The sequence below is a fragment of the Klebsiella sp. LTGPAF-6F genome, assembly GCF_001753185.1.
In the GTDB taxonomy this organism is placed as follows: domain Bacteria; phylum Pseudomonadota; class Gammaproteobacteria; order Enterobacterales; family Enterobacteriaceae; genus Klebsiella; species Klebsiella michiganensis.
The window spans coordinates 1,427,042-1,448,498 of the sequence record NZ_CP017450.1 but is presented as its reverse complement, the minus strand read 5'-3'; the positions used below and the strand labels follow the sequence as shown (position 1 = coordinate 1,448,498).

The window sequence follows — 21,457 nt, the reverse complement described above, 5'->3', positions numbered from 1 at the left end:
TTTTTCTCCTCTGGCCTTCGCGGGGGCAAAGAACAAAGGAGGGTGACCAAAAAAACAAAAAACCACGGGACCTGAAGTCCCGTGGTTAAACACCTGTGTAAAGCGTCGGTTAATGCGCGCTGGATGTCACCTGACGTCCCGCTGCGCGATCCCAGATAACCGCCAGCACCACCATAACGGCGGTTGGCATCAGCCAGGCCAGGCCCTGCTCCGCCAGCGGCAGACGCGCGGTCCAGGACGGCATTATCTCTGCAAACGCCGACGCTTTAATGCCGTCAATGATACCAAACATCAGGCTGATAAACATTGCCGGGGCGATAACGCGGGACGAATTATGCCACCAACCGCGGGTAAAGCTTAATACAACCAGTGCGATACACGGCGGATAGATAGCCGTCAGCACCGGAATCGAAATCTGAATCAGGTGGCTCAGGCCGAGGTTGGAGACCGCCATCGAAAACAGGCCGAGGATAAACACCAGCGTACGGTAGGAGAACGGCAGGTACTGGGCAAAGAACTCCGCGCAGGCGCAGGTCAGGCCCACCGCCGTCACCAGACAGGCGATAAAGATCAGCGCCGCCAGCAGGAAGCTTCCCGCGCCGCCGAAGGTGTGCTGGACGTAAGCATGCAGAATCGCCGCGCCGTTAGCGGACTGCTCCACCAGCGTGCCGCTATCGGAACCTAAACGGAACAGCGCCAGGTACAGCAGCGTCAGGCCCACGCCGGCCATCAGGCCAGCCCAGACGGTGTAGCGGGTCAGCAGACGGGCTTCGCTCACCCCGCGAGAACGCGCGGCGTTGACAATCACGATACCAAAGACCATTGCCCCGAGGGTGTCCATGGTCAGATAGCCGTTGACGAAGCCGTTAGAGAACGGCGCGGTGCGGTAGGCTTCCATCGCGTGGCTCAGGGGACCGGCAGGCCAGACGATTGCCGCCACGGCGAGAATAATCAGGGCGATAATTTTCAGCGGCGCGAGGAAATTCCCCACGGTGTCCAGCAGCTTGCCCGGGTAGAGCGAAACGAGGATCACCAGCGCAAAATAGATAACGCTGTAAATCAGCAGCGGCAGCGGGCCGTCGCCGGTCAGCGGCGCAATCCCCACCTCAAAAGAGACGGTCGCGGTACGCGGGGTCGCGAACAGCGGCCCAACGGCCAGGTAGCAGACGACCGCCAGCAGGATACCGGCGACTTTACCAATCGGCGTGCTCAGGCTCTCTACGCCGCCGCCGACTTTTGCCAGCGCCACGACCGTTAGCACCGGCAGACCCACGGCGGTAATCAGAAAGCCAATGGCCGCGCTCCAGACGTGTTCGCCGGCCTGTAAGCCAACCATTGGGGGGAAGATAATATTGCCTGCGCCGACAAACAGCGCGAAGGTCATAAAGCCCAACGCTATGATGTCGCGAGATTTTAACTGATGGGTCATAAATTCATTACAGCCTGTGGATGTGGTGTTGTAAAAACGGATAAATACCGCGCCTTTCCCCTGGGGATGATACAGCGGCCATTGTCAGTAAACTCAGCGGGATATGCTCCCAAAGCGGCGTGGAAAAGAATTGTTTTTTGAATTACCACGCAAAAACAGTCTGTCTGCGACCGTAGGGGGGCAATTTAAACGCTTATAACGTTTTAAAGCAAGGAGGGATCGCAAAAGCAGATGATTATGCTAACTCTATTTTGATGCGTAGAATTATTTACCTGATGGATAGAAAACATCTGGCTTATCATGCGAACAAAAAAGCAGCGAGCGTTCGTTAATTACGCAGCTATGATTGCGCTGCAAAGGAAAATGACCAACCGAAGCTGGTCATTGGCAAGTTATTCTGACACCCGGCCGCTCGGGCTCAATTTTTGGCAATTAAACGTTCCGGCAACAGGAAGCTAAAGCGGGTGCCTTTCCCCAGCGTACTCTCAATTTCGAGGCGGCTATCGTGATGGCTGACGGCGTGTTTGACGATCGCCAGCCCCAGACCGCTGCCGCCGGTCTGCCTTGAACGCGCTTTATCCACCCGGTAGAAACGCTCGGTCAGACGCGGAATATGTTCCGGCGCGATGCCCGGCCCGTTATCTTCGACGCTGAACAACGCTCCGTGCGGCGCGCGCTGCCAGCTTACGGTAATGTCCGTGCCCGGCGGCGTATGGTTGACCGCGTTATAGACCAGGTTGGAAATGGCGCTGCGCAGCTGTTCTTCATTACCCAGTACTTTCAGCGATTCATCGACCGAAAAATGCAGCACCTGCCTCTGCTGGCTTAGCGTTTGCGCCTCGCGCTCGACCACCCGCAGCATCATCGGCACATCGATTTTATCGTTCATCGCCAGTACCGGCGCGGCTTCGATTCGCGACAGCGTCAGCAGTTGCTTAACCAGGCCTTCCATGCGCTGGGTTTGTTCACGCATGGTGTGCAACGCTTTTTCGCGCGTTCCCCCTTCCAGCACCTGCTCCTGCATCATCTCCAGATACCCCTGCAGCACCGTCAACGGCGTGCGCAGTTCGTGGCTGACGTTGGCGAAAAAGTTTCGCCGCGCCCCTTCCAGCTGGTGCATCTGCGTGACATCGCGCGCCACCATCAGCAGCTGTTTATCGCTATAGGGCATCACGCGAATTTCCAGATGACGGCCGTTATTCAGCACCAGATTGAGCGGTTTGGAAAAATCACGGTATTTCAGATAATTAGCAAATTCAGGGTAGCGTAAGAGGTTAAGGATGTTCTGCCCGTTATCGTCAGGCCAGCGCAGATTCAGGATCTGCTGGGCCAGACCGTTGCACCAGAACATCACCCCTTCTTCGGTGGTCAGCACCACCGCATCCGGCAGAGACTCCGCCCCGCTGCGAAAGCGCTTAATCAGGCTTCCCAGCTCACGGCGGCGCTTTTTATTACGCATCTGCATCTGGTGCAGTCCGTAAAGCAGCGGCTCCCAGCTGCCGCTGCCCGGCGGCGGCGTCATGCTGCGATCAACCCACAGCCACCACGACAGGCGCATCAGATTCCAGAAATGCCAGACAAGAAGACCGGTCACTGCCGCCAATAAAAACCACGGCAGGTAACCTAAAAACGCCCCGAGGATCAGGGCCGGGATACAACACAAGAAAAGCTCAAGCGCCAGCCTTTTCCATGACAGCCGTTCCAGCACGGTTCACACTCCTGTCAGCATTCAGAAACGGGCGGAGAAACGATATCCCGTACCGCGAACCGTTTGTACCATCCGGTCATGGCCGCTATGTTCCAGCGCTTTGCGCAGACGGCGAATATGCACGTCTACCGTTCTGTCTTCGACATAAACGTTGGTTCCCCAGACGTGATTCAGCAGCTGTTCGCGGCTATAGACTCGCTCCGGGTGCGTCATGAAGAAGTGGAGTAATTTAAACTCCGTAGGCCCCATATCCAGCGGGTTTTCGCCGGTCATGACGCGATGCGAAGAGGGGTCGAGGCTCAGCCCCTGCATTTCAATCACCTCCTCCACCGCCATCGGCGAAATGCGCCGCATCACGGCTTTAATTCGCGCCACCAGCTCTTTCGGGGAAAACGGCTTAGTGATGTAGTCATCGGCGCCGGTCTCCAGGCCGCGGACGCGATCTTCCTCTTCGCCGCGGGCGGTCAGCATCACCACCGGAATATCACGGGTCATCGCTTCACGCTTGAGCTGTTTAATAAACTGCAGACCCGACCCGCCCGGCAGCATCCAGTCAAGGAGGATCAAATCAGGCCAGGGTTCATTGAGCTGATTGACCGCGCTGTCAAAATCTTCCGCCTCGACGGGCTGAAAGCCGTTTTGCTCCAGAACAAAGCAAACCATTTCGCGGATTGGAGCTTCATCTTCAACGACCAGAATTCTTCTCGCCATTATTTACCCTGTATTTTTTAGCCATCAGTATAGAAGTGCGCGGCCATTATGCGTCAGATTTATGACAGATTTATGAAAAAAATGACCGCCAGATGAACGCGGATTTCGAATTGTGACACGGACTTAACTCCCCCAAAAGCAGCGTTATCCCCTCAATAATTCAGGTTTCACTCCCCACAAGCACAGGTAACCAGGTGGCTGGACGTAGCCAACGCATAAGCAACTTGAAGGATGACGGGTATATAATGCCGCTTACGCTTTTTCTCCAGGGAACAACTATGCGCATCCTTCACACCTCTGACTGGCACCTTGGGCAAAATTTTTACAGCAAAAGTCGCGCCGCCGAACATCAGGCGTTTCTCGACTGGCTGCTGGCCAGCGCGCAGGAACATGATGTCGATGCCATTATTGTTGCGGGCGATATTTTTGATACCGGCTCACCGCCGAGCTACGCGCGCGAGCTGTATAACCGCTTTGTCGTTCAGCTGCAGCAGACCCGCTGCCGGCTGGTGGTGCTGGCGGGAAACCACGATTCGGTCGCCACCCTCAACGAGTCGCGAGACATTCTCGCCTTCCTGAATACGACGGTGGTGGCCAATGCCGGCCACGCCCCTTTTATCCTGCCGCTGCGCGACGGTACGCCGGGGGCAATTTTTTGTCCGGTACCGTTCCTGCGCCCGCGTGAGCTGGTGACCAGCCAGGCCGGGCACTCTGGCGGCGAAAAGCAGCAGCTGCTGCTCAGCGCCATCAGCGATTACTACCAGCAGCAGTACCAGCTGGCCTGCGAACTGCGCGGCGACCGGGCGCTGCCGATTATCGCCAGCGGCCATTTAACCACCGTCGGCGCCAGCAAAAGCGACGCGGTTCGCGAAATCTATATCGGTACGCTGGACGCCTTCCCGGCGAGCCGTTTTCCGCCCGCCGACTATATCGCGCTCGGCCACATTCACCGGGCGCAGGTGGTCGGCGGCTGCGAACATATCCGCTACAGCGGTTCGCCCATCCCGCTGAGCTTTGACGAAACCGGGAAAAATAAGAGCGTCAATCTGGTCACTTTCGCTAACGGCTGCCTGACGGACGTCACGCCGCTTATCGTCCCCGTCACCCAGCCGCTGGCGGTCCTGAAGGGCGATTTCGCCAGCATTAGCGCACAGCTAAACCAATGGCAGAATAACGACCAGCAGCCCTCAGCGTGGCTGGATATCGAAGTCACCAGCGACGAATATATGCATGATATCCAACGTAAAATCCAGGCGCAGACCGAAACGCTGCCGGTAGAAGTGCTGCTGGTGCGCCGCAGCCGCGCCCAGCGCGATCGCATTCTGGCCGGCGCTCAGCGCGAGACCCTCAGCGAACTGCAGGTGGAGGACGTCTTCGCCCGCCGTCTGGCGCTGGAAACGCTGGAAGCGACGCAGCAGCAGCGCCTGGAACAGCTCTTTAATGAAACGCTGCATAGCCTGAACGGTGAGGATCGCCTGTGAAAATACTCAGCTTACGCCTGAAAAACCTCAATTCACTCAAAGGCGAATGGAAAATTGATTTCACCGCTGAGCCCTTCGCCAGCAACGGACTGTTCGCGATTACCGGGCCAACCGGCGCCGGAAAAACCACCCTGCTGGATGCTATCTGTCTGGCGCTGTATCACGAAACCCCGCGCCTGAGCAGCGTGTCGCAATCGCAGAACGATCTGATGACCCGCGACACCGCCGAATGCCTGGCGGAAGTGGAGTTTGAGGTAAAAGGCATCGCCTACCGCGCCTTCTGGAGCCAGAACCGGGCGCGAAACCAGCCGGACGGCAACCTGCAGGTTCCGCGCGTCGAGCTGGCGCGCTGCGAGGACGGCAAGATCCTCGCCGATAAGGTCAAAGATAAGCTGGAACTGACCGCCTCGCTCACCGGCCTGGACTATGGCCGCTTCACCCGCTCGATGCTGCTGTCGCAGGGGCAGTTCGCCGCCTTCCTGAACGCGAAACCGAAAGAGCGCGCCGAGCTGCTGGAGGAGCTGACCGGCACCGAGATTTACGGCCAGATTTCGGCACAGGTCTTTGAAAAGCATAAGCAGGCCCGCGTCGAGCTGGAGAAAATTCAGGCCCAGGCCTCCGGCGTGCTGCTGCTGAGCGACGAACAGCAGCAGGCGCTCCAACAAAGTTTGCAAACGCTTACTGATGAAGAAAAACAGCAGGTTAGCGAACAAACCCGCCTGCAAAATGCCCGTCAGTGGCTGGTACGCGGCGCAGAGCTGACGGCAGAAGATCGGCAGGCTCAAACCGCGCTACGCGAAGCGCAGGCTGCGCTGGAGCAGGCGCAACCGCAGCTTACCGTATTGCTGAATGCCCAGCCCGCGGAGCAGCTACGCCCGCAGTGGACGCGTCAACAGGAGCAAATCGCCGCGCTGGCGCAAACCCGCAATCTGAGAGAAGAAGTAAATACTCGCTTACATGAACGACTGCGGCTGCGGGCGGGGATTCGCCTCGCCGCCCGGCAGCAATCTGAACGCCTGCAGAACCACCAGCAAACGCTCGCCGCATGGCTAAAAGAGCACGACCGCTACCAGCGATGGGGCAATGCGCTGGCGGGCTGGCGGGCCGCTTTCCAGCAGCAGGCCCGCGATACGCAGCAGCAAGCCGCTCTGCAGCAGCGTCTGGCGGAAACCAGCCGCCGGCTGGGCGAACTGCCGCCCGACGGGCTGGCGCTGGATGCTGAGCAGGTCAGCGCCGGCCTCGCGCAGCACGCCGCGGCGCGCGCTCTGCGCCAGCAGCTCGCGGCCCTGCATGGCCAGCTGCAGCCGCTGAGCCAGCGTTTATCCCAGCTTCATGCCGCCGGGCAGGCCAGTAAGCAGGAGCAGGAGCGGCTGGAAACCACCCTGGCCCAGCGCCGTCAGGCCTATAAAGAGAAGAATCAGCAGTTTAGCGATGTCAAAGCCCTGTGCGAAATGGAAGCGCGCATTGCCGGCCTGGAGGCCGAGCGAGCCCGCCTGCAGCCCGGTTCCCCCTGTCCGCTCTGCGGTTCCGCGCAGCATCCGGCCGTAGCCGAGTATCAGGCGCTGGTTCCCGGCGTAAATCAGGCGCGGCGCGATGCGCTTGAGCGCGAAGTCAAACAGCTGGCGGAGGCCGGCGCCCTGGTGCGCGGCGAGCTGGACGCCCTGCTTAAGCAGCAGCAGAAAGAGGCCACCGAGAAAGCATCGCTTCTGCAGCAGGAGCAAGCGCTTACCTCACGCTGGCAGGCGACGATCGCCGGATTAAATATCGACCTGACGCCAAAGGATGACATTCCCGGCTGGCTAAACGCGCAGCAGGAGCATGAACAGCGGCTGTATCAGCATCAGCAGCGTCTGGCCTGGCAGGCCCAGCAGCAGGAGTGCCAGCAGCAGCTCCAGCAGCTCCAGCAGGAACAAGCGCAGCGCAGCGCCGCGCTGGCGGCTGAACTGGCCGCATTTGCGCTGAGTTTACCGGCAGCGGAGCAGGCCGCAGGCTGGCTGGCGCAGCGGGAAGACGAGACCCGCGGCTGGCAGACCAAACAGAACGAACTGATCGCCCTGCAGGAACAGCTTCAGCAGCTGACCCCGCTGCTGGAGTCCTTGCCGGAAACGGACTTAGCGGCGGAACCCGCGCCGCTGGACGGCTGGCGCCAGGTGCACGACGACTGCCTCGCGCTTCAGAGCCAGTGGCAAACCCTGGGGCAGCAGGAGAGCCGGCAGCAGGCTCAGTTGAAAGAGAGCGAAGCGCAATTCAGCGCGGCGCTGGCCGCCAGCCCGTTCGCTGACCAGCAGGCGTTTCTCGCCGCGCTGCTCGATGAGGAGACGCGCCGGCGCCTTGAACGCCTGAAGCAGACGCTGGAAAGTACGCTACAGCAGAATCAGGCGCTGGCGATGCGGGCCCGCGAGGCGCTGGACAGCCACCGCCAGCAGCCGCCGGCGGAAACGGATATCAGCCAGCCTCTTGAGCGGGTACAGGAACAGCTTCAGCAGCTGACGACGCTGCTGCGGGAAAACAGCGCCCGTCAGGGAGAGATTCGCCAGCAGCTGAAGCAGAATGCAGAAAACCAGCAGCGTCAGCAGTCGTTACGCCAGCAGATGGAACGCGCTGCGCAGGAAGTGGAAGACTGGGGATGGCTGAACGCGCTTATCGGCTCCAGAGAGGGCGATAAATTCCGTAAGTTTGCGCAAGGACTGACGCTGGATAACCTGGTGTGGCTGGCCAACCATCAGCTCAACCGCCTGCACGGCCGCTATCTGCTGCAACGCAAAGCCAGCGACGCCCTGGAGCTGGAAGTGGTCGATACCTGGCAGGCGGACGCGGTGCGCGACACCCGGACGCTGTCCGGCGGCGAGAGCTTCCTCGTGAGCCTCGCGCTGGCGCTGGCGCTTTCCGATCTGGTGAGCCATAAAACGCGGATAGACTCGCTGTTTCTCGATGAGGGCTTCGGCACTCTGGACAGCGAAACCCTGGATACCGCTCTGGATGCGCTGGACGCGCTCAACGCCAGCGGCAAGATTATCGGCGTCATCAGCCACGTTGAGGCGATGAAAGAGCGCATTCCTGTGCAAATTAAAGTTAAAAAAATCAACGGGCTGGGCTATAGCCGTCTCGATAAAGCTTTCGCCGTCGAATAAATTTCCCCCTCGCACCTGTCTTCAAGCCTCTCCCCCACGGGAGGGGTCGCGCCGTTGCCCGGGCTCAGCATTCACGATAAATCTTGATATTGCACGAATTTGCATGATAAGTTTAAATTCGTTGCTTTAACGATGAGTATCAGGCGAAATCATGCATAAAAACCGTGCTTATTATTTTAACCACATCATTTCGTGCAAAAACGTGCATTGATAACTTTTTCTGAGGGCGTGCTGCTGCCTCCGGCAGCATCGTCCCATCCCCTCTGGCCCATTAAGAAGGTCTTAACCATGAAAAGCTTACTTATTTTGATTGCCGGCCCGGTACGCAGCGGCACCCACAATCGCGCGGAACTTATCGACGCTAACCTGAACAATATGGCCCAGGTTGCGCTACGCGTTTACCAGAAAGGCCATATCCCCGTGGTCGGCGAATGGCTGGCTCTGCCCATCGCCAAAGCTGCGGGTTCAACGGAAATTGGCGATGCGATTAGCGAGGAATATCTCTATCCGGTCGCTCACCGTGTCATTAGCCGCTGCGACGCTATATTGCGCATGCCGGGCGAATCCCGGGGAGCGGACCTGGATATTGAGGAGGGTAAAAAAAGGGGGCTGTCGATTTACTACAGCCTGGAGGAGATCCCGGACCGGTAATCCACGGGGTACCCGCTGCGCCGTTCAGGCCGCGCAGCGGATTGATGATTACAGCGGCCACAGCCAGGCCGCGCCGCGCACGCCGCTGGAGTCCCCGTGCGCCGCCCGGCGAATCGGCGTCTCGCATTCACCGCCGAATACCCATGGTTTTAGCAGATTCGGCACCGTCTGGTAGAGACGGTCAACGTTGCTCATTCCGCCGCCAAGCACAATAACGTCCGGATCGAGGATGTTAACCACGTGAGCCAACGACTTCGCCAGCCGCATCTCATAGCGGCTCAGCGCCAGCTCCGCCACCGGATCCCGCTCGCCCACGCGCTGCATAATCTCGCTGCCTTTTAGCGAATGACCGCTTAACCGCCGGTAATCGGTCGCAAAGCCGGTACCGGAGATAAAGGTTTCAATACAGCCCTGCTTGCCGCAATAGCACGGTACTTCAGCGCGATAGCGAAGTTCATCTTCATCCATCCACGGCAGCGGGTTGTGCCCCCACTCGCCCGCCGTACCGTTGCCGCCAATATGGGCGCGTCCGTTAAGCGCCACGCCTGAACCGCAGCCGGTGCCGATAATCACCGCAAATACCGTTTGCGCCCCGGCCGCCGCGCCGTCTACCGCTTCCGACACCGCGAGGCAGTTGGCATCGTTGGCCAGACGCACTTCCCGTTGCAGACGCTGGCTAAGGTCTTTATCAAACGGCTGACCGTTGAGCCAGGTTGAGTTAGCGTTTTTGACCACGCCGGTATAGGGCGAAATCGACCCGGGGATGCCGATGCCGACCGTGCCGCTCTGCCCGGTAGCCTGCTCGGCCATCTCAACCAGCGAGGCTATCGTCTCTATTGTCTGGCGATAATCGCCCCCTGGCGTAGGCAGGCGATGACGAAATAGCTGCGCTCCCTGGTCGCTCAGCGCGATGACTTCCGTTTTGGTTCCGCCTAAATCAATGCCAATGCGCACTGTGAATTCCTCTCCCGATTAACAATGCAAGCATAGCGACAATTCGCTATCATGCCCGCTGGATTTAACGACTAAGCCGTGGAAATTATCATGCTGTGGTTCAAAAATTTAATGGTTTATCGTCTCAGCCGCGACATTTCCCTGCGCGCCGAGGAGATGGAAAAACAGCTGGCCGAGCTGACCTTTACTCCTTGCGGCAGCCAGGATATGGCCAAAACCGGTTGGGTACCGCCGATGGGATCGCACAGCGATGCGCTGACGCATACGGCAAATGGCCAGATCGTTATCTGCGCGCGTAAAGAAGAGAAGATCCTGCCGTCTCCGGTGATCAAACAGGCGCTGGAAGCAAAGATCTTCAAGCTGGAAGCCGAGCAGGGCCGTAAGCTGAAAAAAACCGAAAAAGATTCTCTGAAGGATGAAGTGCTGCATTCCCTGCTGCCGCGCGCCTTCAGCCGCTTCAGCCAGACCATGATGTGGATCGATACCGTCAACGGGTTGATCATGGTGGACTGCGCCAGCGCCAAAAAAGCGGAAGATACGCTGGCGCTGCTGCGTAAAACTCTGGGCTCGCTGCCGGTTGTTCCGCTGGCGCTGGAAACCCCGATCGAACTGACGCTGACCGAGTGGGTGCGTTCCGGTACCGTGGCTCAGGGCTTCCAGCTGCTGGATGAAGCCGAGCTGAAAGCGATGCTGGAAGACGGCGGCGTGATCCGCGCGAAAAAACAGGATCTGGTGAGCGACGAGATCGCCGTGCACATTGAAGCCGGTAAGGTCGTCACCAAGCTGGCGCTCGACTGGCAGCAGCGCATTCAGTTCTTAATGTGCGATGATGGTTCGATTAAACGCCTGAAGTTCTGCGACGAACTGCGCGATCAGAATGAAGATATCGATCGGGAAGATTTCGCCCAGCGTTTTGACGCGGACTTTATTCTGATGACCGGCGAGCTGGCCGCGCTGATTCAGAATCTGGTGGAAGGGCTAGGCGGCGAAGCGCAGCGCTAATCTCGTGAATTCCTTCCTGCCAGCGCAGGAAGGAAACGAACATTACAGGTAGCGGCACAGATAAGAGGTCGGCTCAGCCACCTGCAGATTAAACTCGCTATTCCCCGGAACGTTGAATACTTCCCCGGCGGCATAGACTTTCCACTCGGTTTCTCCCGGCAGAAGTACGTTCAGCGCGCCGCTGACTACGGTCATCTCTTCCGGCTGCGCGGTACCAAAGGTATATTCCCCTTCCGCCATCACGCCCACGCTCGCATGACCGGTGCTGCTGCTGGTGAAGCCGATAGATTTTACTTTTCCGTCAAAGTATTCATTGCTTTGAAGCATAAACTCGCCCTTATGATCTTGTGTTGAAGGCACAATATAGGGGGCGCTCCTTGCCCCTGTCACGTAAAATTAACGCGTTACATCAGGTTAAACTAATAGTTCTGCCGCCAGCCGTGAAACCAGCACATTTGACAACAGAACCGGAATATCCAGCGCCTTTTGTAATATGTCGCGATGCTGCTGGTGGTAGCAAAGGCAATCCAGCATTAATACGTCTGCGCCCTGTTCAATCAACTCCCTGCCCGCGGCGATTAACTCCTCTTTACCGCCGCTCACCGGATTGGAAATGGCGTAAAACGGAGTATTTTCTAATACCTGCCATTTATTCCGCTGCAGCGGCAAAATCTCTTCAACCGGAACAATCACCCCCACCTGATGGCCGTCGACAATCGACGCGACCAGCGGCGGAATAATTCTTTGCGGCTCAAGCAGGATCGCATTATTCGCCGTAAATCCGCTAAAGGGATGAGTGCTCATGAGTAAAATAAGGTCGTAATTTTGTTTATCGAGCATCGCAATGACGCTACGTAAATCACGCTCAACCTTCTGCCGTGAGACCTGCGCAATTTGATTATCGTTAAGCAAGGTCAATAGCATCTCATCGCCGGGCTCTATGCTGTAGTCCCGCATAACGTCTTCGCGCGTCATTTTGCCGAGCAGGCTAATGTGGGCGATCTCGTCTTCCCTGATATGTTCAGTTAAAAGCGGCAGCATCTCCGCCACGGGTACGACCCCAATGGTCAAGATTGCCATCGATGCACTACTCATATCGTTTACCTTTTCACAACCGCTGTTTCAAAACAGGCTTTTATTTACAACTTCTGCCCCCTGGTGACCCAAAGCAACCGTCGAGAAGCGTAGCAGGTTACGGCTGATATGGAATGTAAAGATTCCAGAAGCGTCAAAAACGCTCCTGAAAATCTGTACCTTAGGTAATCATTAGTACCGTTAATAGATTAAAAATGTGATACATGTCCGGTAGCGATCTTTTCAGAACGAATCCCGGACATTTAAGAGGAATTAAGACTTATCAGGATCTTCGTAACGCCGTTTGGCGTCCAGCGCTTCCTGTTCTGTAGGATGTTCGCTGATGAGTGAGTTTGGCGTCGGGTGATCGGCGCGCAGTTCATACCAGGTGACCGTCTGGCCCTGCGGGCCCTTTTCAACGGCGACAACACGCGCTTCCCTTGGATATGGAGGTCTGGTCGGCATAGCGTTTCCTTTTTTTACCTTAAGAGCTTTAAAGTATAGGCGCTGCCGATCCGTTTACCCCAGGCAAAGTCTTAACTGGTATAGGTCTCGCCGCAGACGGTGGTCATAATCTGTTCCACGACCTCATCCGGCGTGGCGGTCGCATTAATAATATGATGCGCGGCCGCGCGATACAGCGCTTCCCTCTGCGCCAGCACCTCACCCACTTCATCGCGGATGGGCTTTCCGGTCAGCGTCGGGCGCTGTTCCGCCTTCGGATAGGCTTCAAGGCGGTCAATCAGCGCGGAGACTGATGCCTCGAGATAGATAACGATGCCATTTTCCCGCATAAACTGTCGGTTGTATTCGCTGAGGATAATGCCGCCGCCGGTGGCGATGATCGTCGCGGGTTGAGCGACGCGTTCTAAAGCCTGCGTTTCCAGCGCACGAAAGCGTTCCCAGCCTTCCTGCTGGACGATAGCCGCTACCGTGCGCTGCTCATGCTCCTGCAGCTCATGGTCCGTGTCGGCGAACTTAAAGCTGCGAGCTTTCGCCAGCGCGTGTCCGATGGTCGTTTTACCGCAGCCGCGAGGCCCGACAAGAAATATTAGCTGTGTCATTACCGAAGACCTCTTGGTTCCGCATTTTGCGGATAAATGAAAGCGAAAAGAGAAACAATGGTACCGCAAACTTACCCAACGCAAATCGTAAAATAAACGTTACACACCATCTACAAACCCTTTCACCTTAGTATTAGAAAGGACATTTAATGTAAACTTATCATTGCATTTGGTGTTATGCCAGCTTTACTTTTGTACAGAAGTTATTTTTTGTTCGCAGTCTGGCGTAAACAGTAACACATTTCTGCACAGCTTTACGCTGCCGCATATTTACAAGATGCGTGCTTCGGAGCGAATCTGAAGCTAATCAATCAGTATGACAGAGGTATGTAGTATGCAATCTGAAGAGCAACGCCTTATCGATGGACTGTTTTCCCGATTAAAAGAGGCCGAGAGCCACAGCGCATCACGGGATGCCAGCGCTGAGGAGCGGATTGCCGGGCACATTAAAGAGCAGCCGTTCGCCCCTTACTATATGGCGCAAACGATTCTGATTCAGGAAGCGGCGATCAAACAGCTCAACGACCGTATTCAGGCGCTGGAGAGCCAGGTGACCCAGCTTCAGGCCGCGAAGCCGAGCAGCGGCGGGTTTCTCTCAGGCCTGTTTGGCGGCGGTCAGTCGCGCGGTTCCGACCCGATTCCTGGCGCCGAGCAGTATGGCCGACCGCAGGCCGGCGCCCAGCCTCAGTATGCTCCGCAGGCGCAGCAGCAGAACTACGCCCCTCAGGCGTCGCGCAGCGGCGGCGGTTTTATGGCCGGCGCGCTGCAAACGGCGGCAGGCGTCGCGGGCGGCGTGGTACTGGGAAACATGTTGACCAATATGTTTAGCGGCTCGCATCCGCAGGAGATCGTCAATATCATCGAAGAGAAACCGCAGCCGGATCTCAGCCAGGCGCAGGACAATAGCGTCGCTGACGATACCTTCCGCCAGGATGACGGGCAGTTCCTCGCCGACAACAACGATTATGACGCCGACTTTGACGCCGGTTTCGGCAATGATGATTTCGGCAGCGACGACGACAGCTGGGTTTAACCCTGCTGGCGCTTAACGTCTAACAGCCATTTCTCCAGCGCGGCGGCAAACTGCTGCCGATCGCGCTGGGATAAGCTATCCGGACCGCCGGTCTGCACGCCGCTGGCCCGCATCGTTTCCATAAAGTCGCGCATCGTCAGGCGTTCGCGAATGGTCGCCTCGCTGTAGCGTTCACCGCGTGGATTCAGCGCCGCCCCGCCTTTCTCCAGCACTTCCGCCGCCAGCGGGATATCGGCGGTAATCACCAGATCTCCCGGCTCGCATAAACGTACGATTTCGTTATCCGCCACGTCAAACCCCTGCGCCACGCGCAGCGTGCGGATAAAGCGCGACGGCGGGACGCGCAGAGGCTGGTTAGCAACCAGCGTCAGCGAGATTTGCGCGCGCTCGGCGGCGCGGAACAAAATATCTTTAATGACGTTCGGACACGCGTCCGCATCAACCCAAATAGCCATTGCGGCTCCTGTCGATGAAAAAGAGATGCCGTATTGTCGCCTGCTTTTGCCTTCCGCGAAAGCAACAAGATGTTAAGCTATATCGCTAACGATAAAACAAACAAAGGGGATTGGTGATGGAGAAGAAAATCGGCTTTATCGGCTGCGGCAACATGGGCAAGGCCATCCTGGGCGGCCTGATCGCCAGCGGGCAGGTGCAGCCGGGTCAAATCTGGGTCTATACCCCGTCGCCGGATAAAGTGGCGGCCCTGCACGACCAATACGGCATTAATGCGGCGCAAAGCGCGCAGGAAGTGGCTCAGGTGGCGGATATCGTTTTTGGCGCCGTAAAGCCGGGCGTGATGGTAAAAGTGCTCAGCGACGTCGCCTCCAGCCTGAATAAAGACTCTCTGGTGGTTTCTATCGCCGCGGGCGTGACGCTCGACCAGCTGGCGCGCGCCTTAGGCCATGACCGCAAAATAGTCCGCGCGATGCCCAACACGCCTTCGCTGGTCAACGCGGGGATGACGTCGGTCACGCCGAATGCGCTGGTCAGCGCCGAAGAAACCGCGGAGATCCTGACCATATTCCGCTGCTTTGGTCAGGCGGAAATCATTGCTGAGCCGATGATTCATCCGGTGGTCGGCGTCAGCGGCTCCGCGCCGGCTTACGTCTTTATGTTTATCGAAGCGATGGCCGACGCCGCTGTGCTTGGCGGAATGCCCCGCGCGCAGGCTTATAAATTCGCGGCGCAGGCGGTGATGGGCTCGGCCAAAATGGTACTCGAAAGCGGCGAGCATCCGGGAACGCTGAAGGATATGGTGTGTTCACCCGGCGGCACCACCATCGAAGCCGTGCGCGTGCTGGAAGAGAAAGGCTTCCGTTCCGCCGTCATCGAAGCGATGGTGAAATGCATGGAGAAATCAGAGAAGCTGAGCCGTTCCTGATTGCAATAGCGAATAGCGGGTGAGGTTTCCCTCACCCGCCCATTTCTTACACCTGTTTTTTCAGGCAGGCGCTCATAAATTTGCTGCGATCGTCCCCTTTCAGGGACTGCTGGGTCGCCTGAGCGTTACACTCGCGCATTTTCTGCTGCTGAGGCGTTAGCCCCTTACCGTCCTGCGCGGCGCCATCTTTCTTCAGGCAGCTACTCATAAACGTTTTACGCTCATCCCCTTTCAGCGACTTCGATGACGCTTCTTTATTGCAGACGCTCATCTTTTGCTGCTGAGGGGTCAACTCTTTTTCCGCGGCACTCACCGCTGTCATAAATACCAGGCCAAAAAGTAAGGTCACAAGTAATGTTATTTTCATCGCACCATCCTCTATGAGTGGATCTCTGTAAGTCTGGTCGCTGATGGAGAAAAAACCAGCCGGTAACGAAAATTCATCACCGGCGCCCGGTTATTTCAGATTAAGTGCGGCTTTCATGGTGTAGAACAGGTCCGTCTGGTCGGTTAAACCCACCACGTTGGCCGCGTGCGGGCCGTAGGCGGCAATACGCAGCTGGGTGCCGGTATGTTCCATCGACTCTTCTTCAGAGTTGCCGTAGCTCATCACCATCACCGAACCATCTTTGGTGTTCAGCGCCTGCGTCAGGCCCGGCGCTTTGGTATCTGCCGGGATAATCTGGCTGGCGTGAGCGTGGTCGGCGGTGACGATAACCAGGGTATTGCCCTCTTTTTTGGCAAATTCCAGCGCCTTCTGTACCGCTTCGTCCAGATCGACGGTCTCGCCAATCTGACCGCACGGATTCGCCGCGTGATCCTGTTTATCGATAGAAGCGCCTTCCACCTGCAGGAAGAACCCCTTCTCATTGCTGCTCAGCAGATCGATGGCTTTTTCGGTCATCTGCGCCAGCGTCGGCACCGATGCATCGCGTTTCGGGTTCGGCGTACAGGTCACCGCCGCCTTATCGATATTGCCGTGATAAGACGCCTTTGGGCCTTCCCAACGCACCGGCATATTGCCTTCCGCGAAGAGACCGAGCAGCGGTTTGTCCTGATTGGCCTGGCTAATGGCGGCCAGCGAGCTGGCGTCGGTGACGATCTGGTAGCCGCGGGCTACCGCCTGATCGTGCAGCGTTTTGCCCTGCCATTCACCGGCCGTCGCGCTTTCCGCGAAGGTTTTCGCGCCGCCGCCCAGTGTTACGTCGGGACGGGCGTTCAGCAGCTGTTCGGTAATCGAACCTTTACCGCCCTTTTCCAGCGCGTTGCTGGCGCATTTTTCGCTGGTCACGCTCGGGCCGTAGCATTTACGCGACGTCACATGCGCCACCAGCGCAGCAGGAGTGGCGTCCTGCAGTTCCGCCGTGGAGACGTTACCGGTAGCTAAGCCCGCCGCTTTCGCCAGCTCAAGGATGGTCTGATGATCTTTTTCATGGATATCCACGCCCAGCGCGCCGTTATAGCTTTTCACGCCGGTGGTCCAGGCCGTTGCGGAAGCGGCGGAGTCGGTGACATAATCCGGCTTGCCGGTTTTCTTATCCAGAGAATAATGGGTGTACTGGCCGGTCAGCGGCAGCGCGTCAATGCCTTTAAAGAAGCCGCCCGCCCCTTCTGCATAATTTCGCGCGGCGGTGATTTCAGAATCGCCCATTCCGTCGCCAATCAGCAAAATAATATTTTTAGCCGGTTTATTGATTAACGAAGCGCGCAGCGCCTCGGTCTGGTCACCGCTTAAACGACGCGCGCCGCCCGGCGTGGTGATATCGCCCTGCGCGGCACGATTTTCCAGAACCGGTGCGGTTGTTGTTTCTGCGTGAATAATCGGGGAGCCCAGCAGAGGCAGCAGGGCAATAAACAGGGCGCTTAATTTCACTTTTATCGTCTCCATGTAAAAAATACTTTAAAAAACAAAACGAGGGAGACTGTATAAAAGCGATGTGACAGTAAAATGACAGCATCCATACCCTGTCACAAAACTAGCTACGAGGATGCCGTAACAGCTTCTTTATATATTGCTGCAGGAGCTGGGTATCGCGGTCATCCACCAGCGGGCCGGGGCTGGCCTCATCGATGGCCTGCTCAATATCGGTGATGAGCGCCTGCTGGGCGTCCTGCTCCATGTGACGTAGCAGAGCGGTCACCACCACTTCCAGCGCCTCAACCTGGGCCGTCAGCTCCTTCGATTCTTCTTCCTTTTGGGCGAGTTTTACCAGTAGCTCAGCAATGAGATTCTTCACAGCACTTTATCCTTATGCGAGGTCCGTAGTCTGCTATTTATGTCATACATTAGCCGTCGGTTGCCACTATTATTTTTTAAAAAAGTTCGCCACGCCGGTGAATAACAAGCGAAACGTTTTGCTCTTTGCATGCCACCCGCCAGGAATTTACTCAATGCGGATTAATAAGCATCATAACCAACTTTAACAAATAAGAATAAAATGGAATATCGCTATTCTATCGATAACTATAACGTATCGCCATAATATATCTGGTAGGCCAGATTCACGCTGTCCGGCGCGTCTTTACCGGCCAGGCGCGCAATAAGTATTTCGCTCGCCGTTTTACCGATTTCATAACGTGGGGTAATGACGCTGGCTATTTTTTGCAGCCGCGCACGGCCAATTTCCAGCCCGTGAAAACCGGCGATGGCGATCTCCTGCGGAACGGCTTTCCCCTGCGCCTGGCACTCGAGCAGCACCCCCACCGCCAGATCGTCGTTGGTACAAAAAATGGCGTCAATATCCGGGCGCGTCTTCTGCATCTGCAGGAACATCTGCCGGCCAAGCGCAACCGAGGAGATGGTCCGCGGCGCCATGTGATACGCCTTCAGGCCGTGCTCCGCCAGCGCCAGCTCGGTGCCGCGGAAGCGGCTTAAATCGCGGGGATCGTCCATTGAACCAAAAAAGGCGATCGCCCGTTTGCCGCTCTCAAGAAAAGCATGAGTCATATCCCACGCCGCCTTTTCGTTATCGAACCCCACCTGGATATCCAGCTGCTGGCCGCCGTAGTCCATCAGTTCAGCGACGGGGATACCGCTGGCGCGCACGTACTGCACCATGCGATCGCTGTGCTGCTTCCCGGTCAAAATCAGCCCATCGATATTATAAGAGAGCAGATTGAGCACTTCGCGCTCTTCGCGCTGCGGGTCATATTCGTAGTTGGCAATCAGGGTCTGATACTGGTGCGCGGAGGTCACCGACTCAATGCCGGCCAGCACATCGGCAAAAATCTGGTTGCGGAAGGAGGGAATAAGCACGCCAATCGTTTTACTCCGGGCGTTAAGCAGGATTTCCGGGGCGCGGTTAGGGATATAGTTGTTCTCTTCCATGACCTTTGAAATCAGCTCACGGCTGCGCTCAGAAACCTGGCCGGGGTCACGTAAATAACGGCTGACCGTCATTTTATTCAGCCCCGCCAGGTTGGCGATATCCTGCAATGTCATCCGGTTGTTTTTCATCAGGTTCTCTACGACAAGCGACTTTTATGCTCGCAGAGAACCTTACCACAGCAGCGGCGGTTTATGTTAGCCGGCAACCTTTTTTGCCGTCACCGGGGAGACGGGTTGCGGGTTAGCGCGCACGTTGTACATCAGCACGACGGAGGACAGCAGCGCGACAGCCATAAAGGTATAGGAACCCCCCGGCCCGCCGGTAATCCCGTTGAGGTACCCCACCAGCCACGCGCCAAGGAAAGCGCCGAGCGCGCCGAAGCTGTTGATCAGGCCCATCGATACCCCGGAGACGTTACGCGGCAGCAGTTCAGGAATGAGCGCGAAGAACGGGCCATAGGGCGCGTACATGCACGCCGCGGCAATCACCAGCAGCAGGTAAGAGAGCCAGAACGCCTGGTTGCCCACCATCCACGAACCAAAGAAAGCGATAGCGGCAATCAGTAATAATGGCCAAATAAACAGCTTTCGATTCTGAAACTTATCCGACAGCCAGGAAACCGTCAGCATCAGGATGATTGCCGCCAGGTACGGCACCGCCGCCAGCCAGCCCACCGCCACGATATCCATCTGCGCGGCGTTTTTCAGAATTGACGGCATCCACATCATGAAGCCGTACACGCCGATGCTCCACAGCGCATGGACCGCGCAGAGCATAATCACATTGCGCGAGCGCAGCGCTTCACCGTAGTTGCGCACCGGCTTGATATGACTCTGCTCGCTGTCCATCACCTTCTGCAGGGTCTCTTTTTCCTGCTCGTTCAGCCAGGAAACCTCGGACGGTTTATCGCGTACCAGTATCCACCAGCATACTGCCCACAGTACTGCCGGAATGCCTTCGATGATAAACATTTCGCGCCAGCCCCACGCCTGAATCAGGTAGCCGGAAACGATAGACATCCACAGCACCGTCACCGGGTTTCCGAGGATCAGGAACGTGTTGGCGCGCGAACGCTCGGTTTTCGTAAACCAGTTGCTGATATAAATCAGCATCGCCGGCATCACCGCCGCCTCAACCACGCCAAGGGTAAAGCGAATCGCCATCAGCATCGGAATATTGCTGACGAACCCGGTCGCCGCCGCGCAGAATCCCCATAAAATCAGGCTAAAGAAAATCATTTTTCGCACGCTGCGTTTTACCGCATATATCGCGCCGGGTACCTGGAAAAAGAAATAGCCGAGAAAAAATAGCGCGCCAATAAGCGATGCCGTTCCTTTGGTAATACCCAAATCGCTTTCAATTCCCGCCGCAGCGGCAAAACCATAATTCGCACGGTCAAGGTAGGCCAGACTATAGGTAATAAATATAATCGGCATTAAATACCACCAGCGACGCGCGGGTAATTTCGCGAGCATGTGCATAAGCACTCCTCAGATATCAATATCATCACACGGGTTTAATACTCTGTCCTTCAGGTAGTGCGGGCACGCTGCTGCCCGAAGGACGCGAAGTGATTCAGACAGCGGCGAGCATTCCGCCGTCCACAAACAGCAAATGACCGTTAACAAAGTTTGCCGCCGACGAGGCCAGGTATACCGCGGCGCCAATCAGTTCTTCCGGTTTTCCCCAGCGCGCCGCCGGGGTACGCTGGTACAGCCAGGCGGAAAACGCCTCATCGTTGACCAGGGCGGCCGTCATGTCGGTGGCAAAATATCCCGGCGCGATACCGTTAACCTGAATATTATATTCGGCCAGCTCAACGCACATGCCGCGGGTCAGCATTTTAACCGCCCCTTTCGAGGCCGCATAAGGCGTAATGGTTTTACGCCCCAGCTCGCTCTGCATTGAGCAAATATTAATTATTTTCCCCGCGCGGCGGCCCATCATATATTTCGCCACCTGCTGAGAAACCAGGAAAACGCCCTTCTGATTGACCTCAATAACGTTATCCCACTCCTCCTCCGGAAATTCGGTAAAAGGGAAACGCCGCTGGATCCCGGCGTTATTAATTAAAATATCAATAGCGCCGATCTCCTCTTCGATGCGGGCTATCGCCTGCTCGACCTGCGCCGCCCGGGTGACATCAAAGGCGACCCCTACCGCATGAAAGCCCTGCGCCACCAGCGCCTGCGCCGCCTGGTCCGCGCGCGCCTGGGTGCGGTCGTTGATGATGATCTCCGCGCCGTACTCGGCGAGGCCGCCGGCCAGCAGATGGCCAATCCCCTGAGCGGAGCCGGTGATCAGCGCGCGCTTCCCTGACAAATCAAATAAATTTCGCATAAAACCTCTTTTTCAATAACTGTTACGCGTAACTGTATACGCGTAACAGTCAGAAATAGAAGAGGATGAGAGGGGAAAATAATCGTTTTGTGATCAGTGATACATTTAAAGCTTAAGGAACACCGAGGCCGCTACTGACGCTGTCGCATCCATCGCGGCCGAGGAGAAA

At 56.9% G+C, this 21,457-nt stretch carries 21 protein-coding genes; 6 read left to right on the top strand and 15 right to left on the bottom strand.

Going from position 1 to position 21,457, the window contains the following annotated elements:
- Positions 1-109: 109 nt before the first annotated feature.
- The 3 genes from brnQ to phoB form a co-directional block, all read right to left on the bottom strand.
- Positions 110-1,429: a branched-chain amino acid transporter carrier protein BrnQ gene (gene brnQ / locus BJF97_RS06770; RefSeq protein WP_032694137.1), complete on the bottom strand. Its 1,320-nt coding sequence runs from the start codon at positions 1,427-1,429 to the stop codon at positions 110-112.
- 418 nt (positions 1,430-1,847) lie between these two features.
- Entirely contained in the window at positions 1,848-3,137 is a 1,290-nt protein-coding gene (gene phoR, locus BJF97_RS06765; RefSeq protein WP_004848171.1) for a phosphate regulon sensor histidine kinase PhoR, read from the bottom strand.
- A 21-nt stretch (positions 3,138-3,158) separates the two neighbouring features.
- Positions 3,159-3,848, bottom strand: a complete 690-nt coding sequence (gene phoB / locus BJF97_RS06760; RefSeq protein ID WP_004099401.1) for a phosphate response regulator transcription factor PhoB — start codon at positions 3,846-3,848, stop codon at positions 3,159-3,161.
- Between the two features lie 278 nt (positions 3,849-4,126).
- On the opposite strand from phoB, the gene sbcD reads away from it, so the two are divergent.
- The 3 genes from sbcD (at position 4,127) to BJF97_RS06745 (ending at position 9,111) form a co-directional block, all read left to right on the top strand.
- On the top strand, positions 4,127-5,329 hold the full coding sequence (sbcD, locus tag BJF97_RS06755; RefSeq protein WP_014228147.1) for an exonuclease subunit SbcD: 1,203 nt from the start codon (positions 4,127-4,129) through the stop codon (positions 5,327-5,329).
- On the top strand, positions 5,326-8,460 hold the full coding sequence (gene sbcC / locus BJF97_RS06750) for an exonuclease subunit SbcC (protein WP_032694136.1): 3,135 nt from the start codon (positions 5,326-5,328) through the stop codon (positions 8,458-8,460). The genes sbcD and sbcC overlap by 4 nt, the downstream gene beginning before the upstream one ends.
- 288 nt (positions 8,461-8,748) lie before the next feature.
- A complete protein-coding gene (locus BJF97_RS06745) occupies positions 8,749-9,111 on the top strand; it encodes an NUDIX hydrolase (protein WP_014228145.1) in 363 nt (120 codons plus the stop codon).
- Between the two features lie 48 nt (positions 9,112-9,159).
- On the opposite strand, the gene mak is transcribed toward BJF97_RS06745, so the two are convergent.
- Positions 9,160-10,065, bottom strand: a complete 906-nt coding sequence (gene mak / locus BJF97_RS06740; RefSeq protein ID WP_014228144.1) for a fructokinase — start codon at positions 10,063-10,065, stop codon at positions 9,160-9,162.
- A 90-nt stretch (positions 10,066-10,155) separates the two neighbouring features.
- On the opposite strand from mak, the gene rdgC reads away from it, so the two are divergent.
- Positions 10,156-11,067: a recombination-associated protein RdgC gene (gene rdgC / locus BJF97_RS06735; RefSeq protein WP_004099396.1), complete on the top strand. Its 912-nt coding sequence runs from the start codon at positions 10,156-10,158 to the stop codon at positions 11,065-11,067.
- Between the two features lie 42 nt (positions 11,068-11,109).
- On the opposite strand, the gene ppnP is transcribed toward rdgC, so the two are convergent.
- From ppnP to aroL, 4 genes are all read right to left on the bottom strand, one after another.
- Positions 11,110-11,394 carry a pyrimidine/purine nucleoside phosphorylase gene (ppnP, locus tag BJF97_RS06730; RefSeq protein WP_014837563.1) on the bottom strand — a complete coding sequence of 95 codons (285 nt, stop codon included), beginning with the start codon at positions 11,392-11,394 and terminating at the stop codon, positions 11,110-11,112.
- Between the two features lie 87 nt (positions 11,395-11,481).
- Positions 11,482-12,162 carry an AroM family protein gene (locus BJF97_RS06725; RefSeq protein ID WP_165795123.1) on the bottom strand — a complete coding sequence of 227 codons (681 nt, stop codon included), beginning with the start codon at positions 12,160-12,162 and terminating at the stop codon, positions 11,482-11,484.
- A 252-nt stretch (positions 12,163-12,414) separates the two neighbouring features.
- The gene (locus tag BJF97_RS06720) at positions 12,415-12,606 is read right to left on the bottom strand and encodes a YaiA family protein (protein WP_004129622.1); all 192 of its coding nucleotides are present in this window, start codon (positions 12,604-12,606) and stop codon (positions 12,415-12,417) included.
- Between the two features lie 71 nt (positions 12,607-12,677).
- Positions 12,678-13,205: a shikimate kinase AroL gene (gene aroL / locus BJF97_RS06715; RefSeq protein ID WP_004848163.1), complete on the bottom strand. Its 528-nt coding sequence runs from the start codon at positions 13,203-13,205 to the stop codon at positions 12,678-12,680.
- 334 nt (positions 13,206-13,539) lie between these two features.
- Between aroL and BJF97_RS06710 the strand changes: the two genes are divergently transcribed.
- Positions 13,540-14,238 carry a DUF2076 domain-containing protein gene (locus BJF97_RS06710; RefSeq protein WP_014228142.1) on the top strand — a complete coding sequence of 233 codons (699 nt, stop codon included), beginning with the start codon at positions 13,540-13,542 and terminating at the stop codon, positions 14,236-14,238.
- Here the strand turns inward: BJF97_RS06710 and BJF97_RS06705 are convergent.
- Entirely contained in the window at positions 14,235-14,693 is a 459-nt protein-coding gene (locus BJF97_RS06705) for a YaiI/YqxD family protein (protein WP_009653579.1), read from the bottom strand. The genes BJF97_RS06710 and BJF97_RS06705 overlap by 4 nt on opposite strands.
- A gap of 116 nt (positions 14,694-14,809) precedes the next feature.
- Here BJF97_RS06705 and proC point away from each other — a divergent pair, with 116 nt between their 5' ends.
- Positions 14,810-15,619, top strand: coding sequence for a pyrroline-5-carboxylate reductase (gene proC, locus BJF97_RS06700; protein WP_004848157.1), 810 nt, complete (start codon positions 14,810-14,812; stop codon positions 15,617-15,619).
- Between the two features lie 46 nt (positions 15,620-15,665).
- Here proC and psiF read toward each other — a convergent pair whose 3' ends face one another.
- The 6 genes from psiF to idnO form a co-directional block, all read right to left on the bottom strand.
- Positions 15,666-15,986, bottom strand: a complete 321-nt coding sequence (gene psiF / locus BJF97_RS06695; protein ID WP_004132478.1) for a phosphate starvation-inducible protein PsiF — start codon at positions 15,984-15,986, stop codon at positions 15,666-15,668.
- Positions 15,987-16,076: 90 nt separating this feature from the next.
- A complete protein-coding gene (gene phoA, locus BJF97_RS06690; RefSeq protein WP_025107196.1) occupies positions 16,077-17,507 on the bottom strand; it encodes an alkaline phosphatase in 1,431 nt (476 codons plus the stop codon).
- Between the two features lie 88 nt (positions 17,508-17,595).
- The gene (iraP, locus tag BJF97_RS06685) at positions 17,596-17,856 is read right to left on the bottom strand and encodes an anti-adapter protein IraP (protein WP_004848155.1); all 261 of its coding nucleotides are present in this window, start codon (positions 17,854-17,856) and stop codon (positions 17,596-17,598) included.
- Between the two features lie 227 nt (positions 17,857-18,083).
- Positions 18,084-19,076, bottom strand: a complete 993-nt coding sequence (idnR, locus tag BJF97_RS06680; RefSeq protein WP_032694135.1) for a DNA-binding transcriptional regulator IdnR — start codon at positions 19,074-19,076, stop codon at positions 18,084-18,086.
- A 66-nt stretch (positions 19,077-19,142) separates the two neighbouring features.
- Positions 19,143-20,429, bottom strand: coding sequence for an MFS transporter (locus tag BJF97_RS06675; protein WP_032694134.1), 1,287 nt, complete (start codon positions 20,427-20,429; stop codon positions 19,143-19,145).
- A 94-nt stretch (positions 20,430-20,523) separates the two neighbouring features.
- Entirely contained in the window at positions 20,524-21,288 is a 765-nt protein-coding gene (idnO, locus tag BJF97_RS06670; RefSeq protein ID WP_014228137.1) for a gluconate 5-dehydrogenase, read from the bottom strand.
- Positions 21,289-21,457 lie beyond the last annotated feature (169 nt).

Coding starts and splice junctions, on each gene's coding strand:
- brnQ (WP_032694137.1), bottom strand. CDS start 1,429: ATGACCCATCAGTTAAAATCTCGCGACATCATAGCGTTGGGCTTTATG.
- phoB (WP_004099401.1), bottom strand. CDS start 3,848: ATGGCGAGAAGAATTCTGGTCGTTGAAGATGAAGCTCCAATCCGCGAA.
- sbcD (WP_014228147.1), top strand. CDS start 4,127: ATGCGCATCCTTCACACCTCTGACTGGCACCTTGGGCAAAATTTTTAC.
- BJF97_RS06745 (WP_014228145.1), top strand. CDS start 8,749: ATGAAAAGCTTACTTATTTTGATTGCCGGCCCGGTACGCAGCGGCACC.
- rdgC (WP_004099396.1), top strand. CDS start 10,156: ATGCTGTGGTTCAAAAATTTAATGGTTTATCGTCTCAGCCGCGACATT.
- ppnP (WP_014837563.1), bottom strand. CDS start 11,394: ATGCTTCAAAGCAATGAATACTTTGACGGAAAAGTAAAATCTATCGGC.
- BJF97_RS06725 (WP_165795123.1), bottom strand. CDS start 12,162: ATGAGTAGTGCATCGATGGCAATCTTGACCATTGGGGTCGTACCCGTG.
- BJF97_RS06720 (WP_004129622.1), bottom strand. CDS start 12,606: ATGCCGACCAGACCTCCATATCCAAGGGAAGCGCGTGTTGTCGCCGTT.
- aroL (WP_004848163.1), bottom strand. CDS start 13,205: ATGACACAGCTAATATTTCTTGTCGGGCCTCGCGGCTGCGGTAAAACG.
- BJF97_RS06710 (WP_014228142.1), top strand. CDS start 13,540: ATGCAATCTGAAGAGCAACGCCTTATCGATGGACTGTTTTCCCGATTA.
- BJF97_RS06705 (WP_009653579.1), bottom strand. CDS start 14,693: ATGGCTATTTGGGTTGATGCGGACGCGTGTCCGAACGTCATTAAAGAT.
- proC (WP_004848157.1), top strand. CDS start 14,810: ATGGAGAAGAAAATCGGCTTTATCGGCTGCGGCAACATGGGCAAGGCC.
- psiF (WP_004132478.1), bottom strand. CDS start 15,986: ATGAAAATAACATTACTTGTGACCTTACTTTTTGGCCTGGTATTTATG.
- phoA (WP_025107196.1), bottom strand. CDS start 17,507: ATGGAGACGATAAAAGTGAAATTAAGCGCCCTGTTTATTGCCCTGCTG.
- idnR (WP_032694135.1), bottom strand. CDS start 19,076: ATGAAAAACAACCGGATGACATTGCAGGATATCGCCAACCTGGCGGGG.
- BJF97_RS06675 (WP_032694134.1), bottom strand. CDS start 20,429: ATGCACATGCTCGCGAAATTACCCGCGCGTCGCTGGTGGTATTTAATG.
- idnO (WP_014228137.1), bottom strand. CDS start 21,288: ATGCGAAATTTATTTGATTTGTCAGGGAAGCGCGCGCTGATCACCGGC.